Annotated in this window: 24 protein-coding genes; 6 read left to right on the top strand and 18 right to left on the bottom strand. The window is 53.5% G+C overall.

The genetic code is table 11. The annotated features are described in order from the left end of the window. Positions 1-39 precede the first annotated feature (39 nt). Positions 40-2,430: a glucose/quinate/shikimate family membrane-bound PQQ-dependent dehydrogenase gene (locus N037_RS17665; RefSeq protein WP_032642528.1), complete on the bottom strand. Its 2,391-nt coding sequence runs from the start codon at positions 2,428-2,430 to the stop codon at positions 40-42. 208 nt (positions 2,431-2,638) lie between these two features. On the opposite strand from N037_RS17665, the gene hpt reads away from it, so the two are divergent. Next, positions 2,639-3,175 carry a hypoxanthine phosphoribosyltransferase gene (hpt, locus tag N037_RS17660; RefSeq protein WP_008501948.1) on the top strand — a complete coding sequence of 179 codons (537 nt, stop codon included), beginning with the start codon at positions 2,639-2,641 and terminating at the stop codon, positions 3,173-3,175. 61 nt (positions 3,176-3,236) lie between these two features. Here hpt and can read toward each other — a convergent pair whose 3' ends face one another. Next, positions 3,237-3,899: a carbonate dehydratase gene (can, locus tag N037_RS17655; RefSeq protein WP_008501947.1), complete on the bottom strand. Its 663-nt coding sequence runs from the start codon at positions 3,897-3,899 to the stop codon at positions 3,237-3,239. Positions 3,900-4,006: 107 nt separating this feature from the next. Between can and N037_RS17650 the strand changes: the two genes are divergently transcribed. The 4 genes from N037_RS17650 (at position 4,007) to N037_RS17635 (ending at position 7,557) form a co-directional block, all read left to right on the top strand. Continuing rightward, positions 4,007-4,933, top strand: a complete 927-nt coding sequence (locus N037_RS17650; protein WP_032642526.1) for an ABC transporter ATP-binding protein — start codon at positions 4,007-4,009, stop codon at positions 4,931-4,933. Further along, on the top strand, positions 4,930-5,700 hold the full coding sequence (locus tag N037_RS17645) for an ABC transporter permease (RefSeq protein WP_023334536.1): 771 nt from the start codon (positions 4,930-4,932) through the stop codon (positions 5,698-5,700). Before N037_RS17650 ends, N037_RS17645 begins: the two co-directional genes overlap by 4 nt. A gap of 105 nt (positions 5,701-5,805) precedes the next feature. Beyond that, positions 5,806-6,246 carry a PTS sugar transporter subunit IIA gene (locus N037_RS17640; protein WP_023334537.1) on the top strand — a complete coding sequence of 147 codons (441 nt, stop codon included), beginning with the start codon at positions 5,806-5,808 and terminating at the stop codon, positions 6,244-6,246. A gap of 63 nt (positions 6,247-6,309) precedes the next feature. Then, on the top strand, positions 6,310-7,557 hold the full coding sequence (locus N037_RS17635) for a polysaccharide deacetylase family protein (RefSeq protein ID WP_032642524.1): 1,248 nt from the start codon (positions 6,310-6,312) through the stop codon (positions 7,555-7,557). A 3-nt stretch (positions 7,558-7,560) separates the two neighbouring features. Here N037_RS17635 and N037_RS17630 read toward each other — a convergent pair whose 3' ends face one another. The 16 genes from N037_RS17630 to thpR all read right to left on the bottom strand — a co-directional run bounded on the left by N037_RS17630 (position 7,561) and on the right by thpR (position 21,871). Continuing rightward, positions 7,561-8,640: a fimbrial protein gene (locus N037_RS17630; RefSeq protein ID WP_072164018.1), complete on the bottom strand. Its 1,080-nt coding sequence runs from the start codon at positions 8,638-8,640 to the stop codon at positions 7,561-7,563. Between the two features lie 25 nt (positions 8,641-8,665). Further along, positions 8,666-9,268, bottom strand: a complete 603-nt coding sequence (locus tag N037_RS17625; RefSeq protein WP_032642522.1) for a fimbrial-like protein — start codon at positions 9,266-9,268, stop codon at positions 8,666-8,668. Positions 9,269-9,282: 14 nt separating this feature from the next. Beyond that, the gene (locus N037_RS17620) at positions 9,283-9,852 is read right to left on the bottom strand and encodes a fimbrial protein (protein WP_032642520.1); all 570 of its coding nucleotides are present in this window, start codon (positions 9,850-9,852) and stop codon (positions 9,283-9,285) included. Positions 9,853-9,878: 26 nt separating this feature from the next. Beyond that, positions 9,879-10,448 carry a fimbrial protein gene (locus tag N037_RS17615; RefSeq protein WP_032642750.1) on the bottom strand — a complete coding sequence of 190 codons (570 nt, stop codon included), beginning with the start codon at positions 10,446-10,448 and terminating at the stop codon, positions 9,879-9,881. A 36-nt stretch (positions 10,449-10,484) separates the two neighbouring features. Continuing rightward, positions 10,485-13,082, bottom strand: a complete 2,598-nt coding sequence (locus N037_RS17610) for an outer membrane usher protein (RefSeq protein ID WP_032642518.1) — start codon at positions 13,080-13,082, stop codon at positions 10,485-10,487. A gap of 81 nt (positions 13,083-13,163) precedes the next feature. Then, the gene (locus N037_RS17605) at positions 13,164-13,907 is read right to left on the bottom strand and encodes a fimbrial chaperone (RefSeq protein ID WP_032642516.1); all 744 of its coding nucleotides are present in this window, start codon (positions 13,905-13,907) and stop codon (positions 13,164-13,166) included. A gap of 86 nt (positions 13,908-13,993) precedes the next feature. Beyond that, entirely contained in the window at positions 13,994-14,608 is a 615-nt protein-coding gene (locus N037_RS17600; RefSeq protein WP_032642514.1) for a fimbrial protein, read from the bottom strand. A 325-nt stretch (positions 14,609-14,933) separates the two neighbouring features. Then, the gene (gene panD / locus N037_RS17595) at positions 14,934-15,314 is read right to left on the bottom strand and encodes an aspartate 1-decarboxylase (RefSeq protein WP_023334546.1); all 381 of its coding nucleotides are present in this window, start codon (positions 15,312-15,314) and stop codon (positions 14,934-14,936) included. A gap of 32 nt (positions 15,315-15,346) precedes the next feature. Continuing rightward, on the bottom strand, positions 15,347-16,198 hold the full coding sequence (panC, locus tag N037_RS17590) for a pantoate--beta-alanine ligase (RefSeq protein WP_032642512.1): 852 nt from the start codon (positions 16,196-16,198) through the stop codon (positions 15,347-15,349). Positions 16,199-16,209: 11 nt separating this feature from the next. Continuing rightward, positions 16,210-17,001 (bottom strand): 3-methyl-2-oxobutanoate hydroxymethyltransferase, encoded by a 792-nt coding sequence (panB, locus tag N037_RS17585; RefSeq protein ID WP_014882600.1) that lies wholly within the window; start codon positions 16,999-17,001, stop codon positions 16,210-16,212. Between the two features lie 123 nt (positions 17,002-17,124). Further along, complete coding sequence (gene folK, locus N037_RS17580; protein ID WP_023334549.1) at positions 17,125-17,604, bottom strand: 2-amino-4-hydroxy-6-hydroxymethyldihydropteridine diphosphokinase; 480 nt, start codon at positions 17,602-17,604, stop codon at positions 17,125-17,127. Then, positions 17,601-18,998: a polynucleotide adenylyltransferase PcnB gene (pcnB, locus tag N037_RS17575; protein WP_072164014.1), complete on the bottom strand. Its 1,398-nt coding sequence runs from the start codon at positions 18,996-18,998 to the stop codon at positions 17,601-17,603. The genes folK and pcnB overlap by 4 nt, the downstream gene beginning before the upstream one ends. A gap of 42 nt (positions 18,999-19,040) precedes the next feature. After that, the gene (gluQRS, locus tag N037_RS17570) at positions 19,041-19,931 is read right to left on the bottom strand and encodes a tRNA glutamyl-Q(34) synthetase GluQRS (RefSeq protein WP_032642510.1); all 891 of its coding nucleotides are present in this window, start codon (positions 19,929-19,931) and stop codon (positions 19,041-19,043) included. Positions 19,932-19,990: 59 nt separating this feature from the next. Beyond that, the gene (gene dksA, locus N037_RS17565; RefSeq protein ID WP_001155232.1) at positions 19,991-20,446 is read right to left on the bottom strand and encodes an RNA polymerase-binding protein DksA; all 456 of its coding nucleotides are present in this window, start codon (positions 20,444-20,446) and stop codon (positions 19,991-19,993) included. A gap of 176 nt (positions 20,447-20,622) precedes the next feature. Continuing rightward, positions 20,623-21,327 carry a DNA/RNA nuclease SfsA gene (gene sfsA / locus N037_RS17560; protein ID WP_023334552.1) on the bottom strand — a complete coding sequence of 235 codons (705 nt, stop codon included), beginning with the start codon at positions 21,325-21,327 and terminating at the stop codon, positions 20,623-20,625. Further along, positions 21,317-21,871 (bottom strand): RNA 2',3'-cyclic phosphodiesterase, encoded by a 555-nt coding sequence (thpR, locus tag N037_RS17555; protein WP_032642508.1) that lies wholly within the window; start codon positions 21,869-21,871, stop codon positions 21,317-21,319. The genes sfsA and thpR overlap by 11 nt, the downstream gene beginning before the upstream one ends. A gap of 73 nt (positions 21,872-21,944) precedes the next feature. Here thpR and hrpB point away from each other — a divergent pair, with 73 nt between their 5' ends. After that, positions 21,945-24,374 carry an ATP-dependent helicase HrpB gene (gene hrpB, locus N037_RS17550; RefSeq protein ID WP_032642506.1) on the top strand — a complete coding sequence of 810 codons (2,430 nt, stop codon included), beginning with the start codon at positions 21,945-21,947 and terminating at the stop codon, positions 24,372-24,374. Positions 24,375-24,457 lie beyond the last annotated feature (83 nt).

Here is a 24,457-nt window from a genome sequence, read left to right as displayed (position 1 = left end):
CCGTAGGCCCGGTAAGCGCAGCGCCACCGGGCTTATCAGTTACTTGTTTTCGTCAGGCAGTGCATACGCGACGATATAGTCGCCCATCTTCGTGCCAAACGAACCGTGACCGCCCGCAGAGATGACAACGTACTGCTTGCCATTCACTTCATAGGTCATCGGCGTGGCCTGTCCACCCGCTGGCAGACGGCCTTGCCACAGTTTTTCACCGTTGGTCATGTTGTACGCGCGCAGGTAGTTATCTGCGGTTGCCGCGATGAACAGCACGTTACCGGCGGTGGAAATTGGGCCACCCAGCATCGGCATACCCATATTGAACGGCACCGGAACCGGCATCGGGAACGGCATGCTGTCCTGTGGCGTACCAATACGTTTTTTCCATACGATCTGGTTAGTTTTCAGATCCAGACCGGAGATATAACCCCAGGCTGGCTGTTTACACGGCAGACCAAACGGAGACAGGAACGGGTTCAGGGTTACACCAAACGGCACGCCGTACTGCGGCTGAATGCCAGCTTCGGTGCCAGAACCTTTCGCGTCTTTCGGCTGCTCCATTGGGTTACCCGGACCGCGTGGGATCAGACGGGAAACGAACGGCAGCGCCATTGGGTTGGCAATTGCCACCTGACGGTTCGGGTCGACGGAGATCCCGCCCCACTCGAACATCCCCAGGTTACCCGGGAAGACCAGCGTGCCCTGCTCAGACGGCGGCGTGAAGATGCCTTCGTAGCGCAGCTGATGGAACATCACGCGGCACACCAGCTGGTCAAACATGGTGGCACCCCACATGTCTGCACCGCTGAGGTCTTTCTTCGGACGGAAGCTCAGGTCAGAGAACGGCTGGGTTTTGCTGACGTAGTCGCCTTTTGCGGCGCCCTGCGGAACCGGTTTTTCCGGTGCAGGCACAACCAGCTTACCGTTGCTGCGATCCAGGACGAAGATGTTGCCCGTCTTGGCCGGAGCGTAAATCACCGGCACGGTTTTGCCGTCAACGGTAATGTCCGCCAGCGTCGGCTGGGACGGCATATCCATATCCCACAGATCGTGGTGGACCGTCTGGTAGCTCCACGCCAGCTTACCGGTGGTCGCGTTCAGCGCCACGATAGCGCTCGCATAGCGCTCCTGCTCCGGCGTGCGGTTACCGCCCCAGATATCTGGCGTGGTCACACCCATTGGCAGGTAGACCAGGTCCAGCTTCGCGTCATACGCCGCTGGCGCCCAGGAGTTTGGCGAGTTAAAGGTAAAGGTGTGTTCATCCGACGGGATCGCGTTTGGATCTTTCGCACCCGGGTCAAAGGCCCACAGCAGTTTACCGGTGTTCACGTCGAAACCACGGATGACGCCGGAGGTTTCACGCGTGGAGAAGTTATCCGTTACCGAACCGGCAATCACGATGGTTTTATCGGTGATGATTGGCGGTGAGGTGGGCTCATACAGACCCGGCGTGGTGTCCGGCATGTTGGTCTGCAGGTTCAGGATACCTTTGTTGGCAAAGGTTTCGCACAGCTTGCCCGTTTCGGCATTGATGGCGAACAGACGGCCATCGTTCACCGGCAGCATAATGCGGCGCGGGCAGTCGGCGATGACTTCCGGGCTGGCATTATCGGCACGCGCTTCGTGGTAAGAGACACCGCGGCAGGTAACGTGCTGGAAGGACGGGTTGGAGTTCAGCTGCGGATCGAAGTGCCATTTCTCTTTACCGGTGGCCGCGTCGAGCGCGAACAGACGCTGGTGCGCCGTACACAGGTAGAGCATGTTGCCAACTTTAATTGGCGTCACTTCGTTGGTTAACTCGCCCGGATCGTTCGGCATCTTCAGGTCGCCGGTACGGAATACCCAGGCTTCTTTCAGGTTCTTAACGTTATCCGCGTTGATCTGCTTCAGCGGAGAGTAGCGTTGACCTTCCTGATTACGACCGTACGCAGGCCAGTCGCCGTCCGCCACCTGCGAGATAGCCGCAGCAGGCGTGGATTCCGCGTTCAGCGTACCGTTGATCTCCTGTGGGTCGTTAAAACCGGCCCAGGTCAGAATGCCGCCGGTAATCAGCAGAGCAACTACCAGGCCCGCCACAGCACCGCTTGAAGGCACAATCAGGCGACGCCACACGAACGGCAGGATCAGCCAGATACCGAAGAAGACCAGGATGTCGCTGCGCGGCGTCAGTGCCCAGAAGTCGAACCCGACTTCCCAGACGCCCCAGATCATGGTGGCAAGAAGGAGTGCGGCATACAGCCACAGTGCAGATTGTTTTCTACGTAACAGCAGGACGGTTACGGCAACCATAACCAGACCCGCAATCGGGTAGTACCAGGAGCCGCCTAAAGCGACCAACCAGACGCCACCGATTAACAGATACAGCGCGCAGAAGGCTGCGAAAGCGGCTGTTAATGTCACCAGTAGACGCGGCTGTTTAGCGTTTGTTTCAGCCATAGAAAGTGTACTCGTCAGTTTTTGTTAATAATTTGCTAGCAACTAATTATAGGTATTAACAAGTGTGATCGGAATCACAATATTTGCTTTTTATAACTCATACGCCAGGCTTATCCATTTGCTGATATAATGGCGGGCTTGCGTATCGATGCCGGAAATACATTCACCTGCATTGAGAGATTTTCATTAAAATCATTTGGTTAGTAATATGAAACATACTGTTGAAGTGATGATCCCGGAAGCCGAGATCAAAGCGCGTATCGCCGAACTGGGTCGTCAAATCACCGAACATTACAAGGACAGCGGCAGCGAAATGGTGCTGGTCGGTCTGTTGCGCGGCTCTTTCATGTTCATGGCAGACCTGTGCCGTGAAGTGCATGTGCCCCATGAGGTCGATTTTATGACCGCCTCCAGCTACGGCAGCGGCATGTCCACCACCCGTGATGTGAAAATCCTGAAAGATCTGGATGAAGATATTCGTGGCAAAGATGTGTTGATCGTTGAAGACATTATTGACTCCGGCAACACGCTGTCAAAAGTGCGCGAGATCCTGAGCCTGCGTGAGCCAAAATCGCTGGCGATTTGTACGCTGCTGGATAAACCTGACCGTCGTGAAGTGCAGGTGCCGGTAGAGTTCGTGGGCTTCTCGATTCCGGACGAATTCGTCGTCGGTTACGGCATTGACTACGCGCAGCGTTATCGTCATCTGCCGTATGTTGGGAAAGTAGTATTGCTGGACGAGTAGTTGCGGGCTGATGCCCTCACCCCGGCCCTCTCCCACAGGGAGAGGGAGAACATCCCCGGCTTTATTTATGATTCACATGCTTAAGCTGAAGGTTGGCAATCCCCGAACGGTAACGCTGCTCCAGCGTTTCGCGGTTGGTGGCGGTCACTTCCAGATTGCGCAGCAGGCCATCGTGAATACCGTACGCCCAGCCGTGGATAGAGACCTTCTGCCCGCGTTTCCACGCTGATTGCATGATTGTTGAGTGGCCCAGGTTATATACCTGCTCCATCACGTTGAGTTCGCAAAGGGTATCCATGCGACGCTCCTGCGGCATTTCGCCCAGCAGTGAGCTATGTTTGAACCAGATATCGCGGATGTGCAGCAGCCAGTTATCAATGAGCCCCAGTTCCGTGTTTTCAACCGCCGCCTGCACGCCGCCGCAGCCATAATGGCCGCAAATGATGATGTGCTCGACTTGCAGAACGTCCACGGCATACTGAACAACAGAAAGACAGTTGAGATCGGTGTGGATGACGAGATTGGCGACATTACGGTGAACAAACAGTTCGCCGGGTTCAAGGCCGGTCAGGCGCTCCGCCGGTACGCGGCTGTCGGAACATCCAATCCAGAGAAAGCGTGGATTCTGAGCCTGCGCGAGTTTTCCAAAAAATCCGGGGTCTTCCTCCACCAGCATTTTTGACCATAGTGCATTATTGCTGATGAGTGTATCTATGTTGTTCATGGAGGTTAGCGACCTGTAACCGAGTTATTGCGTTGCGCTACTATAGGGTAACCCGACTTTTAATGAAACCACACAACGTGTGTAAGAACTGAAGGTAAGTTAATTTCATGGCAATTGCACTGGAGCTTGAGCAGCTTAAAAAAACCTATTCGGGTGGCGTTCAGGCGCTACGCGGAATAAATCTTAAGGTAGAGGCCGGCGATTTTTACGCGCTTCTGGGGCCGAACGGGGCGGGGAAATCGACCACCATTGGGATTATTAGCTCGCTGGTCAATAAAACGTCCGGCCGGGTGAGCGTCTTTGGGTACGACCTGCAAAAAGATGTGGTGAACGCCAAGCGTCAGCTGGGGCTGGTACCGCAGGAGTTCAACTTCAACCCGTTTGAGACGGTGCAGCAGATCGTCGTTAACCAGGCGGGCTATTACGGCGTTGAGCGTAAAGAGGCCCTGGAGCGTAGCGAAAAATACCTCAAGCAGCTCGACCTGTGGGAAAAGCGTAACGAACGTGCGCGCATGTTGTCCGGCGGGATGAAGCGTCGCCTGATGATTGCCCGTGCGCTGATGCACGAGCCAAAGCTGCTGATCCTCGATGAACCGACTGCGGGTGTTGATATCGAACTTCGTCGTTCCATGTGGGGCTTCCTGAAAGATCTCAACGACAAAGGCACTACCATTATTCTGACCACCCACTATCTCGAAGAAGCTGAGATGCTGTGCCGCAACATCGGCATTATTCAGCACGGTGAGCTGGTGGAGAACACCTCGATGAAGAATCTGCTCTCCAAGCTGAAATCCGAAACCTTTATTCTCGATCTGGCGGCGAAAAGCCCGTTACCGAAGCTCGAAGGGTATCAGTATCGTCTTGTCGATACCTCGACGCTGGAAGTGGAAGTGCTGCGCGAGCAGGGAATTAACAGCGTTTTCTCGCAGCTGAGCGCGCAGGGGATTCAGGTTTTAAGCATGCGTAACAAAGCGAACCGACTGGAAGAGCTGTTTGTCTCTCTGGTACAGGACAAACAAGGAGACAAGGCATGACGCATCTTTACTGGGTCGCGCTGAAAAGTATCTGGGCGAAAGAGATTAACCGCTTTATGCGCATCTGGGTGCAAACCCTGGTGCCGCCGGTGATCACCATGACGCTGTACTTCATTATTTTCGGTAACCTGATCGGTTCCCGGATTGGTGAAATGCACGGCTTTACCTATATGCAGTTTATTGTGCCGGGCCTGATCATGATGGCGGTGATTACTAACGCCTACGCCAACGTAGCGTCGTCATTCTTCAGCGCCAAGTTCCAGCGCAATATTGAAGAGTTGCTGGTCGCGCCTGTGCCGACGCACGTCATTATCGCTGGCTATGTTGGCGGCGGCGTGGCGCGCGGGCTGTGCGTGGGGATCCTGGTCACGGCCATTTCGCTGTTCTTTGTGCCGTTCCAGGTGCATTCCTGGCTGTTTGTCGCGCTGACGCTCCTGCTGACCGCGATCCTGTTCTCGCTGGCGGGCCTGCTGAACGCGGTGTTCGCCAAAACGTTCGACGACATCAGCCTGATCCCGACCTTCGTGCTGACGCCGCTGACCTATCTCGGCGGGGTGTTCTACTCCCTGACGCTGCTGCCGCCGTTCTGGCAGGCGCTGTCGCACCTGAACCCGATTGTCTACATGATCAGCGGCTTCCGCTTTGGCTTCCTTGGCATTACCGATGTGCCGTTGTTCACTACGGTGGCGGTGCTGGTGGTGTTCATCATCGCCTTCTACCTGCTGTGCTGGTATCTGATCCAGCGCGGACGCGGTCTGCGCAGCTAATCCTCTGCCCGGCGACAATCTGTTTGCCGGGCACTTTTCTTTGACAGTTATCACCGTAAGCTAACCTTCACTCCGCTAAACTACTCGCCTGCTAAGGAGGGAGTGATGCTGGGATGGGTTATCACCTGCCACGATGAACATGCGCAGGATATGCTGGAGAAACTTGAGGCCAAATTTGGTCCGCTGGCGCAGTGCCGCGCGGTGAACTACTGGCGCGGATTGAGTACCAACATGCTCAGTCGAATGATGTGCGATGCCCTGCATGAAACCGACACCGGTGATGGCGTTATCTTTCTCACTGATAAATCCGGGGCAGCACCTTATCGTTCTGCGGCGTTACTGAGTCACAAGCATGAGAATTGTGAGGTGATCTCAGGCATTAATTATGCGTTGCTGGAATTAATGATCCCATTTCGTGAAACTTTAAGCAGTGCCGAATTTCGCAATACTATCGTTGATAAGCACATACCCGGCGTAAGCAGCCTTTGGCATCAGCAGCAGAAAAATCCGCCTTTTGTCTTGCTCCATGATTTGTATAAGAATTAAACATTGGTATTGGTGTCGCTTTTGCTACAATGGCGACTCATTCCTGGTATCGATTTAAATCCCATGTTTATGCGCGTTCTGTTCCTGCTATTGCTGCTGATTTCCGGCGGTACATCTGCCAGTTTGATTAGCCAACAAGGGCTACCGGCCCGCTATATGCAAACCACCGAAGATGCAGCGATCTGGGCGCAGGTGGGGAACAGCGTGATCAACGTGGGTAACGTGCGCGCGGGGCAGATCCTTGCCGTTGTGCCGACCTCTGCGGACTACTACGAGTTTCGTTTTGGCTTTGGCACGGGGTTTATTGACAAAGAGCACCTTGAAAATGTGCAGGGCAAGCAGCGTGTAGAAGACAGCCTTGGCGATCTCAACAAACCGCTGAGCAATCAGAATCTGATCACCTGGAAAGACACGCCGGTGTATAACGCCCCCAATAGCGGGAGCGCGCCCTTCGGCACATTAAGCGCCAATCTCCGCTATCCGATTCTGAACAAGCTCAAAGATCGTCTGAACCAGACCTGGTATCAGATCCGCATCGGCAACCGTCTGGCGTGGGTCAGTAGTCTGGATGCACAGGAAGATAACGGCCTGCCGGTCCTGACCTACCATCATATTTTGCGTGATGAAGAGAACACGCGTTTTCGTCATACCTCCACGACCACCAGTGTGCGCGCGTTCAACAACCAGATGGCCTGGCTGCGCGATCAGGGCTATGCCACGCTGACGATGTACCAGCTGGAAGGGTACGTGCGTAACAAGATGAACCTGCCCGCGAAGGCGGTGGTGATCACCTTTGATGATGGCCTGAAATCGGTCAGCCGCTATGCGTATCCCATTCTGAAAGAGTACGGCTTTAACGCGACGGCGTTTATCATATCGTCACGTATTAAAGGCCATGCGCAGAAGTGGGACCCGAAATCGCTGCAGTTTATGAGCGTTCATGAGATTAAGGGCATTCAGGATGTGTTTGATATTCAGTCCCACACGCACTTCCTGCACCGCGTTGATGGTAACAAGCATCCGATTTTACTGAGCCGCAGCTACCACGTGATCCTGTTTGATTTTGAACGCTCGCGACGCGCGCTGGCGCAGTTCAACCCGCACGTGCTGTATGTCTCTTATCCCTTTGGCGGGTACGACAATAAGGCGATAAAGGCGGCGAACGATGCCGGTTTTCACCTGGCGGTAACAACGGTGAAAGGGAAGGTGAAGCCGGGGGATAATCCGTTCTTGCTAAAACGCCTGTATATCTTAAGAACGGATTCGCTGGAGACGATGTCGCGGCTGATCAGCAATCAGCCGCAGGGGTAGGGGTCAATCGTAAGAAAGGGTGAACACGCCAGTGGCTTTAAACGAGCCCGGCTTCACCGTGCTGCCATTGGCTACCAGCTGGGCAACATAATCAATTTGCTTTGAAACCGGCGTGGAGTAGTCGGTTACGACATAGGTTGAGTTAGGATTATTCGGCATAAGCTGGGACGTCCCGTTATACATTATTCTTACGCCAGCCCCCTCAGCTCCGGACGACAATGTGTTACCAAGAAGGTCGTTGTTAGTTCCGGTTAATTTTGTCGTGGTCAGCTTGGTTGTGAAGTTTGCCACGCTGGTGCAGTTATCCAGCCTGATGGAAAACGGCACATCCTTGACCCGATTGTTTCTGATGTCTGAGACATAATATTCTCCCAGGTCAACATCGTTAGTCCCATCCGAAAGCATGGCAATGTCGCAGGTTGGAAGAACGATAGGGATCTGGAATGAGCTCTCATTGACCATAAATGTCCATGGCTGGTTGTTACTGTCATTTGGATCGCCAATCGACATTCTACCCAGGGTCCCTGGTTTGGGTTTGATGAAGGTTTCTTTATTCGGGTTGCCTTGATAGCCATCATCAATATAAATATGAACTGAGGTATTAATCCATTTGCCATCCCAGGGGTCAGCATTATCGGAATGAGAAACCATGGCCCAGCCGGTGGTATTCGTTCCGAAATAGGCTCCCATGCCACCATCGCTTTCGGCAGTGTGAACCCTCACGGAATAATGAATGCCGGGAATATTCGTTTCAAACATGGCCTCGCCATAGTGGCTCCCCACGTACACGGACGGGTCTGTTTGCGACATGAGGTTATAGCCATCGTTTCCTGCACCACACTGGGCCTGAATGCCCGGTGTGAGGTTAACGTTAAAAAGGGCGCTGATGTAATTCCCTGGTGGTGGAAGGCGGATGGGGCCGCCTGAGTACTCGGCGTTGATCAGGGTAGTGGTGCCGCCATGCCCATCGTTCATTCGGCACTCCCCTGCCCAGCCTGTCTGGCTAAGGGATAACAATAAGCTCGCCATGGCAAATGCCATTGGGCCTTTAAAAGTGAAACCCTTTCTGAAAGCGTTGAACATTCTCATCCTTTTCCTGTTCTGGTTATTATTCGTAAGTGACGTCAACCCGTACTTTACTGGTGACGATACCGCCAGCCACTACGCCAGTGTTCTGATAGCGGGCATAGAACTGATAATCCGTTAAAAATGCAGTACCCTGGTCGCTTACGTCATAAATGACTTTTGACGTACCGTCGTTGTTTAACACATTCGTTTTATATTTCTCAGAGAAAAGGACAACGCCAACATTTTTGGCAGCCCCGGCAGCAGTCTCTTCACTTTTAAATACCTGGTTTTGCCCCGGCCAGAATCCTGATTGTGGCGAGAAGCTAAAATTCAGCTTTTTAGCGGTGCTGCTGTCTCCGTAGCAATCATCAACATGGATCTTAAAAGGGGTGCCGCCTGCATCATCGGTAGCCGTATAGCGATCGCTACCATCAGCGTTATAAAACCAATTCCGCATCACGTTGGGGAGATAGATCTCTCCGCCATTCTCAACGCTTAACTTACAGGTGCTATTAACAATATTGGCCGTAAGATTGACGTCGAGCCCAGAGCCTGCCTGGCTTACGCCAGGCAGGATGCTGCCAGCCAGAGCCATAAGCAACACAAGACCGGGCTGGTATAATGTAAACGGTGATTGTTGCATGATGGTTCCTGGAATTATGGGTAGGTGACAGTGAAGGTTACCGGTGCGGTAACGGCACCTGTGCCAACATCAGCAATCTTTTTGTCTTTCGCAATCACGATACGCGAGCTCATCGGGAATTCCGCTGCACCGTCAGCAATGGTGACTTCCTGTGCCGCCGGAGGTCTTTTGCAGCTCAGCATTACGCCTGTATCGACAGATCCTGACCAAATTTCGAAACCTGTCGCCAACCCTGCGGCATAAGAATCTCCGTCCGCATTGAGACCTGAGCATCCCTTACCAGCACCAGCACCACTCGCCGCGGATACCGTCGCCTTGCTTACTCCAGAACAGTTTGTAAAGGCAATTTTTAACGGCTCGACGCGGGTTTTATTCACCAGATCGGACTTATATACGTCGCCAAAAGCAATCTCACTGGATGCAGTTCCTGCACCGTTAAGCACTTTTGCTGTACAGGTGCCAGACACCACTTTTGTTTTAATCGTCAGTTCGACGCTGCCGGTACCTGTAATTGCTGCACTTGCCATTCCAGAGAACAGAAGGGTAGAAACGGACAGGGCGATAAAAGTTGATTTCATTTTCATAATGTTGCTCCGTTTTCCTGCACCAATCACTCGTAGCTGAATTCAAAGGTTGCTACGGTTTGAAAATCGCCAATTGTCATGCTGTTTTCTTTGGTTTCACGTAAGGTGGCTACCAGATTAACTTCCTTATTCTGGATTTCTGATGGGCTCCAGACCAGGCGTTCTGCATCTACGGTAGAGTTAACGATAAATGGCGCATCCGGAGCATCCGCTCTGGCAATTTCGGCCGCAGAGAAATCAGAGCCGCCGTTAGTTTTTGCTATCTGGTTAACAAGGCCGCTCGCCAAATAACCTGATTTAGTTCCTTTTACGGTTGTTTTTAATGAGGTCAGCGATGCTGGGCATTCAACCATCACGATTTTGAATGCGGCATTCGCCGTTCCGGCTTTGACATCATCCAAACGCACCTGACCGTTAGTACCGAGAGTCAGCGTTTGCTGCGTATCTGAACCTTCTCCGCCAACTAGCTTCATATCGCAGGTGGTTTCGCGAATATTGGCCGTGAAATTAACATTCAGATCGGTTGCCGCAGCAGATCCTGTCATCGCTAACATTGCTAATGCGATTAATGAATAACCGCAACGTTGTTTCTTCATATTATTTCCCATGGGTGTGATTCCCTGTTGTAAATATCATTGCATTTGGCACTGCTGATTACTCAGAAGGGTCGTGAGACCCGCTTTTTGCGCATTCGCTGGGATCTGATAATGTACGGTACAAGAACTGGTACTATCGCTGCCCCATACCACTCTCAGGACACCTTTATCTTCCACACCGCGAACATACGCTTGCCCAGCTTGTCCTACTGTTCCAATTGGTTCATTCTTCTCGTTCAGCACATCTGCGCCCAGCGGAATAAAGCCCTTATCAGAACGTTGTAATTCCAGAACAAGCGAACGGCCTTCGTCCGTTTCAAAATTCACTAATACAACGGAGCCATTACGCGGAACAGCAACTGCGCTTGTGTTTTTAATTTCGACATCCGCTTCGAGGGTGCTGATATCAATTGAAACCCGGTTCTCTCTGTAGGCAGACATATACGGCATAATGCCGTATCCGGAGCTATCAATACGGCTCTGGCCATAACCCAGGCGAGCCCCCGTCGCGCCACTCGCTTTAACCAGCGCCAGTGAATCCGTTTCGCCGATACTGCCTGGCGTAAATACAACGCCACCTGAGTGAACAACCATCCCACCGTTGTAGCTCGCGGAATATTGCTTACTGTTGTCATCACCAAAGGACGCCGAGACGCCGAGCGGGCCGTAAGGACTGTTCCATGAGCTAAAACCGCTGATCTGGTTGAGATTGCCGTAATTTCCGCCGCTTGAAGAGGCGCTGACGGAGTAACTGACGTCACTGTTTTTGGTGTTACCGCTCGCCGTAGAGTTGAAGCTGGTACCGCCTTTCAAATCTGAGCGCAGGCTCATGTTGACGTTGTTAAACCCGCCTGACTGCGTATGGTCTTTATCAAAAACGCTGAACGGGACGCTGAGGTTGACGTATACGCTGTCATCCTTCTCACCCGATTCGTTATAGGTACGCTGGAGTGAAACGCTATAGCTGCCGTAAGCGAAGCTATTGTTGTAGCCCACGCTGTAGTCAGAAGTTGAACTGCTATCGTTCCAGTAATCCTCCCAGGTGCCGCTAATATAGAGAGAACCGTATTCCTCACCGCTTACATTTAACGGCTGGTTAAGACTGACCTGAACCTGGTTTTTTGTACGCTGATAGTCAGCATACAGTTGCGCATTGCTGTCATAGGAACGGTTACCGTATTCCTGATGATGGATACTGTCCTGCAAAGAGGCGGCATCATTCAGGCTAAGGTAATCCTCCGTTGAGAAGCGATAGGCTGCCACGTTCAGGGAGGTATTAGTCGCTTCCAGCATTTTGCTGTAGGTCAGCCGGTAACTCTGTCCTTTAAGCGTGTCGAGCCCATCGATATCGGCATAGGACTGCGTCACGTCGAATGCAAATGCACCAATACGGGTGTTCATTGCCAGACCAAGCAGGCCGGCATAGAAATCCATATCTGTATATTGCGCGCCAACGTAGCCGGTAAAGGTATTATTCAGGCCATACGCATAGGTTGCATAACCGACTTTGGGTTTGTCATGCAGCGAATCATCGTTCAGCTCGCCTAAACCGACATCCCACCGGCTGGAACCCGGGCGGAGCATTTGCGTGACCGAAGAGAACGGAACGGTAAACGTCCGTTTACTTCCATCAGCTTCTTCAACGGTAACAATCAAATCATTGCCATAGCCTGTCGTACTGAGGTCATTGATCTCAAAAGCACCCGGTGGAACGGTCGTTTCATAAATCTTGTTACCGCTTTGCATTACGCTGACTTTAGCGTTGCTGTTTGCCACGCCGCGAATCACGGGCGCATAGCCAGTAGCACCTTGTGGGAGCCTGCGGTCATCGTTAAACATCCGCGTACCACGCAGGCTCACCGAGTCAAAGATATCGCCGCGGGTGTAGGAATCACCCAAAACCATCTGTGCGTTAAGCGGTGTAATGTCTCGCTGAAGATAGATATCCTGGCTTGAATAGTGCGAACCGTTATCGCTGTCCCAGTTCATGCTGCCGCGAGAACGTAAACGCCATGCCCCCATGTTCAGGCCATAGCGCAGCCCTGCATAGGCAGTATCCGAGTTTGTTCCGTTAGATTCGCTGTGCCAGGTATTGAGATCGTATGAGAGCAATCCAGCGGTAACGCCGTCATCCCATAATGAGGGATCGACATACCCCGCAGGGAGTTTAAGCACATAGATCTGCGGGAAATCGAGATCCATTTCCTGCTTACTGCTGTCAAAATGCTCGGATGCACCAGGATAATATTTCTTAATATCCACACAGGCCGCGTCATCCTTCTTGACGTCATCGCCTAATTTGCTGGTATCTATACCTGATTGAGCCAAGATGAGTTTTGTCAGACATGCTGAGGCGCGAGGCGTTTTATTATCAACGAATGTCATCTCAACCGTGGATTTTGAATTGCCATTCAAATTCACTTTTACACGGTAGGTGCCCGGCAATACCGGGTTGCCGTAAGCGTAACGCTCAACGTTGATACTTCCACCATTATCGATAAGGAACTGGTCATTAAATTCAATGGCCGATTCTGATTCGGAAGCGGTGTCTACATTATTTTTTCCATTCTCGCTGGCGTGCAGCGGTAGTGCTGCACAGATAGCGAGGCATAAAAGTGAACGTTGAAATAGCATGCTTCATCCAGACAGGTCGCCGTTCGAATGCTTCACAACATTCAAACGTTTTATTTTTATAATGTGGCGGTGTTGTATTGATTAATTGACTTTGGCTTCGAAATTATCAGAGCCGCCATTGTCGTTAATCGTGTCGTAAGCAACAGTACCGGCAGTCGTATTGCTGAGGCCTTTTATCTGCATGGCTTGAGTACTAAAAGGTAAAATTGATTTATGATCAACCTGGTATACTTTGCCTGCGGATTTCAATGTGACGTTCGAAATTGAAACGTTAAAAGGTGAATCATTGTGGGCGACCAGGTTAACCGTACTGCCTTGTTTTTGCTGCGACCATGTTACTTTGGCTGCGGCATCTCCTGGCGTACCTTTCAGGCCGTCAGGACGGAAAAAGAGTTTAATACGCGTGCGGAATGCTAACTGAAGCTGGTTTGGGCTTTCACCGTCTTTTACTTTTGATTTTGGTGGGATTTCAAGCACATTGAACCAGAATAAGGATTCTCGATCTTTAGGCAATGAACCGCCCAGATAAGAAATACGAACGGATTGACCTTTTTGCGGATCAATTCTGGATACAGGTGGAGTGATAATAAACGGTAATTTTAATTCTTGTGGGTTAGTATCATCGCGGCCATCATCGAGCCATGACTGTACCAATAGCGGTTTTTTACCACGGTTATCTAAAGAAACAATCACATCTTTCTGCGATTGCTGATAAACAATACGCGTACCTGAAATAACGATATCTGCACTTGCCTGGAATGATGCAAAAACAGCAGCAGCAAGGCAGGCTACTTTTAATCCCTTATAAAATGATGTACTTAACATTTTTCCACTTCCTGTTGGAATGATATCAAATAATCCCCCGACGAATGTCAGGGGATGAATAGTACTCTTGAACTACGTTTTATGAATTATTCGTAGATCATTGTGAAAGCAGCTTGAGCCTGAACAACACCCGCAGTTACTGGGTTGCTGCTTGCGTCCCAGCCCTGACCCTGGGTGTAAGCTACACGGTAGTACAGTGCGCCTGCGCCATTGCTATCAATAGTGGCTTTCTGGGTATTGTTGGTCTGATCAAGTTTGATCTGATCGGTAGCGGAGTTGCCATCGTTTGACAGAACCAGGTTGACGTTTTTAGCTGCGCCCTGGGTGTTTGTTGGTGGAACCAGCAGGCCGCCGGAAGTGGAAGAAGAACCCGCCCATGAATCGAACTGAGCAGATGCCTGAGAAACGGTAGCAGAATCACAGCCAGTCAGCGTCAGAGCGAATTTCTTCTCGCCCAGGGTGCTGTCGGTGCTCAGTGGATTGGCGAAATCTTTTACAAACACGGTATCCAGGTTAACGTCGAAATCGTTACCGTCCTGGTCAATTTTCTGATCCAGGGATACTTTACAGGTGTTGTTAGAAACCATACCGTGGAAAGTAATGGTACCTGTATCTGAAGGAATTGGATCAGCCGCCATTGCAGAACCCGCGCTCAGAACCATTGCTACTACAGTTGCCAGACCTAATTTATTAAAAGACATTTTTTATATCCATATTAAATGCTAGAAATTAAACATACGCAAAGCCTATGTTTGTTCCGAACTCATGTTTCGGGAAAAGGATTCTAATTGAGGGGGGATGGCGATGGAAAGTCATTTGCCATTAGAATTACTTAAACGATTTTTTAGTTAAAAAATGTATTTATAGGTAGCTGATAATTATCAATTATAGGTGAGGTATGGCGTGAATAGAGATTAGTGGTATAACAATAATAAATTTATATTAATGTGTTTTATTTATTTCTTGGAATTATGAATTCATTACCCGAAGTGCTCTCCGGGTAATTTAATTATATCTTAGATACGCTTACGCCACCTGAACCGGAATCGCCTTCGCGGTGCGTTTCATGTCATTGTCACCGTCGAAATAAGCGACTTTTGGCTGCCAGCGACGCGCTTCTTCGTCAGACATCATGACAAAGCTGGCGATAATGACGATATCACCTACGTCCGCGCAATGTGCGGCAGCACCGTTAACGGAAATGATTTTAGACCCGCGCTCGGCGGCAATCGCGTAGGTTGAGAAACGTTTGCCGTTGTTAACGTTCCAGATATCAATCGCTTCGTTTTCAAGGATGCCCGCAGCATCAAGGAAATCCTGGTCGATGGCGCAGGAGCCTTCATAGTGCAGGTCGGCCTGGGTGACTTTCACACGGTGAAGTTTACCTTGCAGCATTTTGCGAATCATTACGTTTACCTTTAATTATCAAGGGTGAAGAACTACACCAGCTCAACCACTTTATTGTCGATTAGGCGAGCCTGACCGAGCCATGCCGCCACGAGGATGACCGCACGTTTGCTGGTCTCCGTCAGTTCAAGCAGGGTATCTGCGTCGCGTATTTGAATATCGTCAGCGCGGAATCCTTTATCATTCAGGGCCTGCTCTGCAAGGGCAACAATCTCTTCTGCGCTTAACTCTTTCGCCAGGAGTTGTTCCGCCATAGCGTTCATCACCTTGCTTAAGCCCGGCGCGATTTTGCGCTGGTCCGCGGTTAGGTAGCCATTTCGTGAGCTGAGCGCCAGACCGTCTTTGGCGCGTACAATCGGTACGCCGACAATCTCGATATCGTAACCCATATCCGCCACCATCTTGCGGATCAGCGCCAGCTGCTGGAAATCTTTCTCACCGAAGCAAGCAACGTCTGGCTGCACCAGGTTAAAGAGCTTGCTGACGATGGTCGATACGCCGCGGAAATGACCCGGACGGCTCGCGCCTTCCAGCATGGTGGAAATGCCCGGTACGTCAACGTAAGTAGCCTCTTCCGTACCCTGCGGATACACGTCCGACGGCGCCGGAGAGAAGACAATATCCGCATGGCGTTTTTTGAGCTTCTCGCAATCTTCCTGCAGGGTGCGAGGATAGCGTGCCAGATCGTCGGCGCGGTCAAACTGCATTGGGTTAACGAAGATACTGACCACTACGATATCTGCACGAGCCCTGGCTTCATCGACCAGCTTCATATGGCCGTCATGCAGGTTGCCCATGGTCGGGACCAGTGCGATACGTTTACCTTCCTGACGCGCGCGACGAATATGCTGGCGCAGCAGCGGCAGGGTTTCAATGATTAGCACAACGAGACTCCTTAATGGAAACTGTGTTCTTCACCCGGATAAACACCGGATTCAACGTCGGCAATATACTGCCTGACCGCAGCGCGCATGTCGCCCGCTTCGGTGAGGAAATTTTTGGCAAACTTCGGAATATGCCCGCCGGTGATGCCAAAGGCGTCGTGCATCACCAGAATCTGACCGTCGGTCACGTTGCCTGCGCCAATACCAATCACCGGAATGGACAGGGCTTCAGTAATACGCTTCGCCAGCTCAACCGGCACGCACTCCAGCACCAGCAGCTGCGCGCCTGCGGCTTCCAGCGCCAGGGCATCATCAAACAGCGTCTGGGCGGCATCACCGCGACCCTGCACCTTATAGCCGCCGAAGATATTCACGGACTGCGGCGTCAGGCCTAAATGGCCGCAGACCGGCACGGCGCGCTCGGTGAGCATCTTCACCGTATCAACCAGCCAGGCGCCGCCTTCAATTTTGACCATATTGGCACCGGCGCGCATCACTGCCGCCGCGTTTTCGAATGCCTGTTCCGGCGTGGCGTAGGCCATAAACGGCAGATCGGAAAGCAGCAGGCAGGCTGGGGCGCCACGGCGCACGGCGCGGGTATGGTAAGCGATATCCTCAACCGTCACCGGCAGGGTGGAATCATGTCCTTGTACCGTCATCCCTAACGAATCTCCGACCAGCATGACGTTGATCCCCTCTTCGGCAAAGAGTTTGGCGAAGCTGTAGTCATACGCGGTGATGGTGGCGAAGCGTTTTTTTTCCTGTTTGCATTTCTGCAGTAAGGAGATGGTGGTTGGTTTCATACTGTTTCCTGATAGCCCAAAAGCGAATCTTTGCGCATTCTAACAGTAACATTCGAGGGAACAATGATTTTAGGCAATCGATTAGCCACAATTATTTTGAGGCTAATCAGCAGGGGAACAGGATCACCAGCGAGCGGGTCTTTCCGCGTTGAGGCCGTCCAGAATGGACTTGAGTGGTGTGCCGTCCGGGAAGGTGAGATCGGGAGCGACTTCAAAGAGCGGCCAGAGCATAAACCCGCGATTTTTCATGTCGTAATGCGGAACGGTGAGACGTTCAGTGTTAATGATCTCGTGACCAAACAGCATAATGTCGAGGTCCAGCGTGCGTGGTCCCCAGCGCTCGGCTTTGCGTACGCGCCCCTGCTGCAGTTCAATGCGCTGGGTGTTATCCAGCAGCGTTTCGGCACTAAGAGCGGTTTCAAGCACCACGGCGGCGTTCAGATAATCAGGCTGATCCTGCGGACCCAGCGGCGGGGTGCGGTAGAACGAGGAGACCGCTACGATCCGGGTCAGCGGGATCTCGCCCAGCGCCTGTACGGCAGCGTTAACCTGTTCCAGCGGAGAGGCTAAATTGCTGCCGATGGCGATGTACGCGAGGGTCATGCTGTCCCTTCACGACGTGGCGCGCGTTTGCGCGGACGTCGATGACGGCGACGCGGTTCCGGCTCTTCATCCAGCCCGGTAAGCATATCTTTTTGCTCTGGTGGAGCGGAAACCTGGAATTCGGCCCACCACTGGGACAGGCGCTGCAGCTCCTGATTGCGTTCAATTTCCGCACGCAGCGACAGCAGATCGAAGGCGGCGCGGAATTTTGGATGCTCCATCAGCTTCCAGGCGCGTTTGCCCTGACGACGGGACATGCGCAGTTGAAGCTGCCAGATGTCGCGCACCAGGGTGGTTATACGTTTCGGAATAGCGAGCGTACGGCACCCTTCGTCCAGCACGTCGTTTGCGGCCAGCGCGAAGGCATCATAATAGGCGAGCCCGCTTTCCTGGGTAATACGCTGGGCCGTTTCCAGCAGCGGATACCAGAACATCGCCGCAAACAGGAACGCCGGATTGACGCGCATGTCGTTGCGAATACGGGTATCGGTATTTTTCAGCACCTGCGCAATCATCCGCTCCATTGGGCTGTCACCGCTTTCGGTGAAGTAGCGGGTAATGGTCGGGAACAGGGGCTGGAACAGGTTGTATTCGCGCAGCAGATTGTAGGTTTCAAAGCCGTGGCCAGCCTGCAGCAGCTTCAGCGCCTCTTCGAACAGGCGGGCAGGCGGTACGTCGTTAATCAGCGTCGCCAGACGCGGAATCGGCTCTGCCGTTTCCGGGCTGATGCGCATGTTAAGCTTGGCGGCGAAACGCACGGCGCGCAGCATACGCACGGGATCTTCACGGTAGCGCGTTTCCGGCGTGCCAATCAGACGGATCAGACCTTCTTTCAGGTCCTGCATGCCGCCGACGTAATCGCGCACGGTGAAATCCGCCACGCTGTAATAAAGGCTGTTGATAGTGAAGTCGCGACGCTGGGCATCTTCTTCGATAGAGCCGAAGATATTGTCGCGCAGCAGCATGCCGTTCTGGCCGCGCTGTGACGTCGTGCGATCGGATGCGCCCGCTTCGTGGTGGCCGCGGAAGGTCGCCACTTCGATAATTTCCGGCCCGAACATCACGTGAGCCAGACGGAAACGACGGCCAACGAGACGGCAGTTGCGGAATAATTTGCGCACCTGCTCAGGCGTGGCGCTGGTCGTCACGTCGAAATCTTTTGGTTTTTTGCCCAGCAGTAAATCACGCACTCCACCGCCCACGAGATAGGCCTCGTAGCCCGCTTTATTCAGACGATAGAGCACCTTGAGGGCATTTTCACTGATATCTTTGCGGGAAATAGTGTGCTGCTCACGCGGAATAACCGACATGTGTGGCTGCGCAATAGCATCGTTCGCCATGCTCTCTTCGCGGCTTAGCACTTTACGGCAAAAATTAGCGACTCGGGTAAAAATGGTACACCTCGTAGTGTGTTTTGTTATGAAAAAAGCGGCTAATCATAGCTCAGCGCAACGCATTTGAGAATGCTGGATTTTTGGCACTGCCGCGAGCGTCCAGTTGGCAACGGCCATTTTCAGCAGTTCGTCAATACGCAGATCCTGCCATTCGTTGGTTACATTCTGGTTGAGAAATCGCAGCGCGTCGATCAAAACAGGACGCGGATCGCCGTCTGGCAGGGCCGGGGCATGGTTCTGCTTTGACAATTTAAAGCCCTGCGCATTGACCGCCAGCGGCAGATGAATGTAGTCCGGTGCCGTCCAGCCAAACTGATGATAAAGCGATATTTGTCGAACGGTCGGTTCGACCAGATCCGCCCCGCGCACAATTTCCGTCACGCCCTGAAAACGATCGTCGACGACCACCGCCAGGTTATAGGCAAACAGGCCGTCACGGCGGTGAATAATAAAATCCTCACGCGCCAGACGTTCATCGGCATGAATCTCACCGGAGAGGAGATCGGTAAAGCGCGTCACCGGGGAGCGCTGCTTTATACGTACGGCCGCATTTTCCGGGGGAAGATTAAGCGTGCGGCAATGGCCGTCATAGACGCCACCCACGCTCTGGATACGCGCGCGGGTGCAGGTGCAGTTATAGGAAAGCCCCCGATCGCGAAGCCAGGCCAGACGTTCACGATAAGCCTCGTGACGTTTTGACTGCCAGAGAACCTCGTCATCCCAGTGAAGACCGTAATGTTCCAGCTGACGCAGAATCGTCTCTGCAGCACCGGGAACTTCACGTGGAGGGTCAATATCTTCAATGCGTACGAGCCATTTTCCCAGGCGGGCGCGAGCCTGCAGGTAGCTGCCGAGCGCGGCAATTAATGAGCCGAAGTGTAATTCACCGGAAGGAGATGGCGCGAAGCGCCCAATATAGTGTGATTCAGACATATCAACAGTAACAAGGCGGGAGAGACTCCCGCCTTTGGAGTGTGTAAACAGCGCTGGTATTAACCGGCCATCTGTTTTTCGCGGATTTCGGCCAGCGTTTTACAGTCGATGCACAGATCGGCAGTTGGACGCGCTTCCAGGCGACGAATACCGATTTCAACACCGCAGGATTCGCAGTAGCCAAAATCTTCGTCTTCGACTTTTTTCAGCGTTTTCTCGATCTTTTTGATCAGTTTGCGTTCGCGGTCACGGTTACGCAGTTCGAGGCTGAACTCTTCTTCCTGAGCGGCACGGTCTACCGGATCCGGGAAGTTAGCAGCTTCATCCTGCATATGAGTAACGGTGCGATCGACTTCATCCCTGAGTTGATTACGCCATGCTTCAAGAATACGCTTGAAGTGCGACAGCTGGGCTTCGTTCATATACTCTTCGCCCGGCTTCTCTTGATACGGCTCCACCCCAGCGATGGCGAGAATACTCAGGGACGATGTTTTACGGTTTTGCCCTTCTTGCATGTTGCTTCTCCTTAACACGCACTATCGATCCCCGTGTTGGGGGAAAAATCAGGTCGCTATAAATAGCAGATGCTTTTCCGGATGGCAATTATCTAAACGTAACACTTGACAAGCCTGTGAGGAAAAGCGTATTTGCGCACGCGGCCAGAACACTTAATCGTCAATCGTCTAATCCCTTATAAGACAATGGGAAGAGAGGATCTCAGAGTCATATTATCGGCAGAAAGTTCCGCTTTATAAGCGAAAACCTCTACCCCCTGCTTTTGTGCCTCATTCAACAATTGCGCGTATTTAGGATCAATATGGCGGGCAGGGGAGAAACGTTCAATGGCTGAATGCAACACCGCAAACAGCAATACGGCGCGTTTGCCCGCCGCCGCAACACTCATTAGCTCTCGCAGATGCTTTTGGCCACGTAGCGTTACCGCATCCGGGAAGTAGCCATTTTCCTGCTCCGCTAACGTCACTGATTTCACTTCAATATAGCACTCAGGCCTGTCTTCCGCCTGTAACATGAAGTCAATTCTGCTGCTTTCATCGCCATATTTCACTTCACTTTTATGCGTGCCATATCCTACCAGTTCAGGAATTGTGCCATGGGTCAGCGCTTCCTTAACCAGTTGATTTGCGCGCAGAGTGTTAACGCAAATAAATGCCCCATTTTGGGTTTCAGTCATTTCCCAGGTATGGGCATATTTGCGTTTAGTATTTTCTGATGTCGAATACCAGACCCTGTCACCCGGCGTCGCACAGCCCGTCATAGCACCGGTATTGGGGCAGTGCAGGGTGAGCTGTACCCCTTCTGGGGTGATCACGTCGGCGAGGAAGCGTTTGTAGCGTTGGACAAGCGTAGCGTGCTGCAGGGGAGGACTAAACTTCATCAGAATTCCTTTCGGTGTTGCCCAGCGTCCAGCGCTGTAGCGGCGTATAGCGGGTGCGTCCCTGTGCAAAGACGGATTCGTAAAGCGCGAATCCGTTGACCGGAAAGGCCCAGTGAAAGCCCGGCGGCGGGATGGTAACGGCCTGACCGGCATCGCGCAGCAGCGTGATATGAGGATGAAACGGCTGTGGGCTCTGATAACAGCCGCTGCGCGCCGCCTGCGCGCGCAGCATATTCGCTAGCTGCAATAATCCGCGCGGTGGCTGGCGCGTTCCCAGCCAGACCACGCGCGAACGCAGCCACTGGCCCGCGTCGTCGAGGTGCAGCGTGAATTCCGGCTGGGCAATACGCCCGGCCATTGCGGCTAACGCCCGCTGCTTTTCGGCGCTGACGTCGCCCAAAAAGGCCAGCGTCAGGTGCAGGTTGGCCGCCGCTACGGGACGGCCTGCCTCCGGCGGGAAGCAATCGGCGCGCCAGCGAACAATTTGACGCTGTATCGCGGTGGGCACTTCAATGGCAAAAAACAGCCGTTTCGACTCAGGCATACGGAGGACTCGGTAATGATATGCGCCGATGCTACAATGTACGCCGACTAATGTTAACCCTCTGGAGCTGTTAGTGTCCTCATTGCCGGTCGCCGTTGTCCTTCCTGAACTTCTCGCTGCCTTACACCATGCCCCGCAGGTTTTGCTGAATGCCCCTACGGGCGCGGGTAAGTCCACCTGGCTGCCGCTGCAGATTCTGAAAGACGGAAACATCAGCGGGAAAATTATCCTGCTGGAGCCGCGCAGGCTGGCCGCGCGCAACGTTGCACAGCGTCTGGCGGAACTGCTGAATGAAAAACCGGGCGAAACGGTAGGTTACCGGATGCGCGCCGAGACCTGCGTTGGCCCGACCACGCGTCTTGAAGTGGTCACCGAGGGCATTCTCACCCGCATGCTGCAAAACGATCCGGAGCTGACCGGCGTCGGGCTGGTGATCCTCGATGAGTTCCACGAGCGCAGCCTGCAGGCGGATCTGGCCCTCGCGCTGTTGCTGGATGTGCAGCAGGGGCTGCGCGACGATCTCCGTCTGCTTATTATGTCGGCCACGCTGGATAACGAGCGGCTACGACAGGCGTTACCCGATGCGCCGGTCATCAGCTCAGAGGGGCGGGCGTTTCCGGTTGAACGCCTCTATCAACCGCTTCCCACCCATCAGCGTTTTGACGAGGCCGTCGCCATTGCTACGGCTGAGCTGCTGCGCCAGGAGGCCGGTTCCCTGCTGCTGTTTTTGCCGGGCGTCGGTGAAATTCAGCGCGTGCAGGAGCAGCTTTCTGCCCGCGTAGGCGGCGATGTGCTGCTTTGCCCGCTCTACGGCGCGTTGTCGCTACAGGAGCAGCGTAAAGCTATCCTTCCGGCCCCGGTGGGGCAGCGCAAGGTGGTGCTGGCAACCAACATTGCTGAAACCAGTTTGACCATTGAAGGGATTCGGCTGGTGGTGGATAGCGCGCAGGAGAGGGTGGCAAGCTTTGACCCGCGTACCGGGCTGACTAAACTCCTGACGCAGCGCATTAGCCAGGCGTCGATGGTGCAGCGCGCGGGCCGTGCGGGGCGTCTTGAGCCGGGTATCTGCCTGCATTTGACCAGCGCGGAACAGGCAGAACGCGCCGCACAGCAAAGCACGCCGGAAATTTTACAAAGCGATTTGTCTGGCCTGGTGATGGATCTGCTCCAGTGGGGCTGCCCGAACCCTGAGCAGCTCACCTGGCTTAATCCTCCGCCCGTCGTAAACCTCACCGCTGCGCGCACGTTGCTGACGCAGCTTGGCGCGCTGGAAGGCGAGCGTCTGACGGCGCGCGGCCAGAAAATGGCGGCGCTGGGCAACGATCCGCGTCTGGCCGCGATGCTGGTGGCCGCGCAGGGGGAAGATGAAATTGCCACGGCGGCAAAACTGGCGGCTATTCTTGAGGAGCCGCCTCGCGGTGGCAGCAGCGATCTGGGGCAGGCGTTTTCGCGCAGCCAGGGGAACTGGCAGCAGCGGGCGCTGCAGCTGTGCAAACGCCTGAATAGCCGGGGGGGAGCGCCTGACAGCGATAAGATTGCCTTCCTGCTGGCACAGGCCTTCCCGGACAGGATTGCGCGTCGGCGCGGGCTGGACGGTCGCTACCAGCTGGCAAACGGCATGGGGGCGATGCTGGACAGCGATGATGCGCTGACGCGTCATGAGTGGCTGATTGCGCCGCTGTTGCTGCAGGGGAGTCATTCCCCGGATGCGCGTATCCTGCAGGCGATTGCCGTAGAGATTGACGCCCTGACGCGTACCTGTCCGCAGCTGCTTCAGCAATCTGATACCGTGGAATGGGATGACGCCCAGGGCACGCTGAAGGCGTTTCGTCGCAGCCAGATTGGAAAGTTGACGTTAGGGACGAAGCCGCTGGCGAAGCCGTCGGAAGAAGAGCTCCATCAGGCCATGCTGAACGGCATTCGGGAAAAAGGACTGAGCGCCCTTAACTGGACGCCGGAAGCCGAGCAGTACCGCATTCGTCTGCACTGCGCCGCGAAGTGGCTTCCGGAATACGGTTGGCCTGCGGTGGATGACGAGACGCTGCTTGCTACGCTTGAGCACTGGTTATTGCCGCAAATGAGCGGCGTGCACTCCCTGCGAGCCCTTAAGGCGCTTGATGTTAAGACCGCGTTACAGAATTTACTGGACTGGTCATTACGTCAACGTCTGGATAGTGAACTGCCTGGGCATTACACTGTGCCGACCGGAAGCCGGATTGCCATCCGTTATCATGAGGATAATCCGCCGGCGCTGGCGGTTCGGATGCAGGAGATGTTTGGTGAGGCCACCACGCCGTCCATTGCGGAAGGGCGTGTGCCGTTAGTGCTTGAGCTGCTGTCGCCTGCGCACCGTCCATTACAAATCACCCGAGATTTGGGGGCGTTCTGGGCGGGAAGCTACCGTGAAGTGCAAAAAGAGATGAAGGGGCGATATCCCAAACACGTCTGGCCGGACGATCCGGCGAATACGGCGCCGACGCGGCGAACGAAGAAATATTCGTAAAAGGGGAGTGCGGCCTGATGCCCTCACCCCAGCCCTCTCCCACGGGGAGAGGGAGAAAACAAATTTTGAGAGATTTCTTCTTT

It is taken from the genome of Enterobacter sp. EGD-HP1 (assembly GCF_000733275.2).
Classification (GTDB): Bacteria; Pseudomonadota; Gammaproteobacteria; order Enterobacterales; family Enterobacteriaceae; genus Enterobacter.
The sequence above is the reverse complement of the archived record's forward strand: the minus strand, read 5'-3'. Positions and strand labels throughout refer to the sequence as shown.

Coding starts and splice junctions, on each gene's coding strand:
- N037_RS17665 (WP_032642528.1), bottom strand. CDS start 2,430: ATGGCTGAAACAAACGCTAAACAGCCGCGTCTACTGGTGACATTAACA.
- hpt (WP_008501948.1), top strand. CDS start 2,639: ATGAAACATACTGTTGAAGTGATGATCCCGGAAGCCGAGATCAAAGCG.
- can (WP_008501947.1), bottom strand. CDS start 3,899: ATGAACAACATAGATACACTCATCAGCAATAATGCACTATGGTCAAAA.
- N037_RS17650 (WP_032642526.1), top strand. CDS start 4,007: ATGGCAATTGCACTGGAGCTTGAGCAGCTTAAAAAAACCTATTCGGGT.
- N037_RS17645 (WP_023334536.1), top strand. CDS start 4,930: ATGACGCATCTTTACTGGGTCGCGCTGAAAAGTATCTGGGCGAAAGAG.
- N037_RS17640 (WP_023334537.1), top strand. CDS start 5,806: ATGCTGGGATGGGTTATCACCTGCCACGATGAACATGCGCAGGATATG.
- N037_RS17635 (WP_032642524.1), top strand. CDS start 6,310: ATGTTTATGCGCGTTCTGTTCCTGCTATTGCTGCTGATTTCCGGCGGT.
- N037_RS17630 (WP_072164018.1), bottom strand. CDS start 8,640: ATGTTCAACGCTTTCAGAAAGGGTTTCACTTTTAAAGGCCCAATGGCA.
- N037_RS17625 (WP_032642522.1), bottom strand. CDS start 9,268: ATGCAACAATCACCGTTTACATTATACCAGCCCGGTCTTGTGTTGCTT.
- N037_RS17620 (WP_032642520.1), bottom strand. CDS start 9,852: ATGAAAATGAAATCAACTTTTATCGCCCTGTCCGTTTCTACCCTTCTG.
- N037_RS17615 (WP_032642750.1), bottom strand. CDS start 10,448: ATGAAGAAACAACGTTGCGGTTATTCATTAATCGCATTAGCAATGTTA.
- N037_RS17610 (WP_032642518.1), bottom strand. CDS start 13,082: ATGCTATTTCAACGTTCACTTTTATGCCTCGCTATCTGTGCAGCACTA.
- N037_RS17605 (WP_032642516.1), bottom strand. CDS start 13,907: ATGTTAAGTACATCATTTTATAAGGGATTAAAAGTAGCCTGCCTTGCT.
- N037_RS17600 (WP_032642514.1), bottom strand. CDS start 14,608: ATGTCTTTTAATAAATTAGGTCTGGCAACTGTAGTAGCAATGGTTCTG.
- panD (WP_023334546.1), bottom strand. CDS start 15,314: ATGATTCGCAAAATGCTGCAAGGTAAACTTCACCGTGTGAAAGTCACC.
- panB (WP_014882600.1), bottom strand. CDS start 17,001: ATGAAACCAACCACCATCTCCTTACTGCAGAAATGCAAACAGGAAAAA.
- folK (WP_023334549.1), bottom strand. CDS start 17,604: ATGACCCTCGCGTACATCGCCATCGGCAGCAATTTAGCCTCTCCGCTG.
- gluQRS (WP_032642510.1), bottom strand. CDS start 19,931: ATGTCTGAATCACACTATATTGGGCGCTTCGCGCCATCTCCTTCCGGT.
- dksA (WP_001155232.1), bottom strand. CDS start 20,446: ATGCAAGAAGGGCAAAACCGTAAAACATCGTCCCTGAGTATTCTCGCC.
- sfsA (WP_023334552.1), bottom strand. CDS start 21,327: ATGAAGTTTAGTCCTCCCCTGCAGCACGCTACGCTTGTCCAACGCTAC.
- thpR (WP_032642508.1), bottom strand. CDS start 21,871: ATGCCTGAGTCGAAACGGCTGTTTTTTGCCATTGAAGTGCCCACCGCG.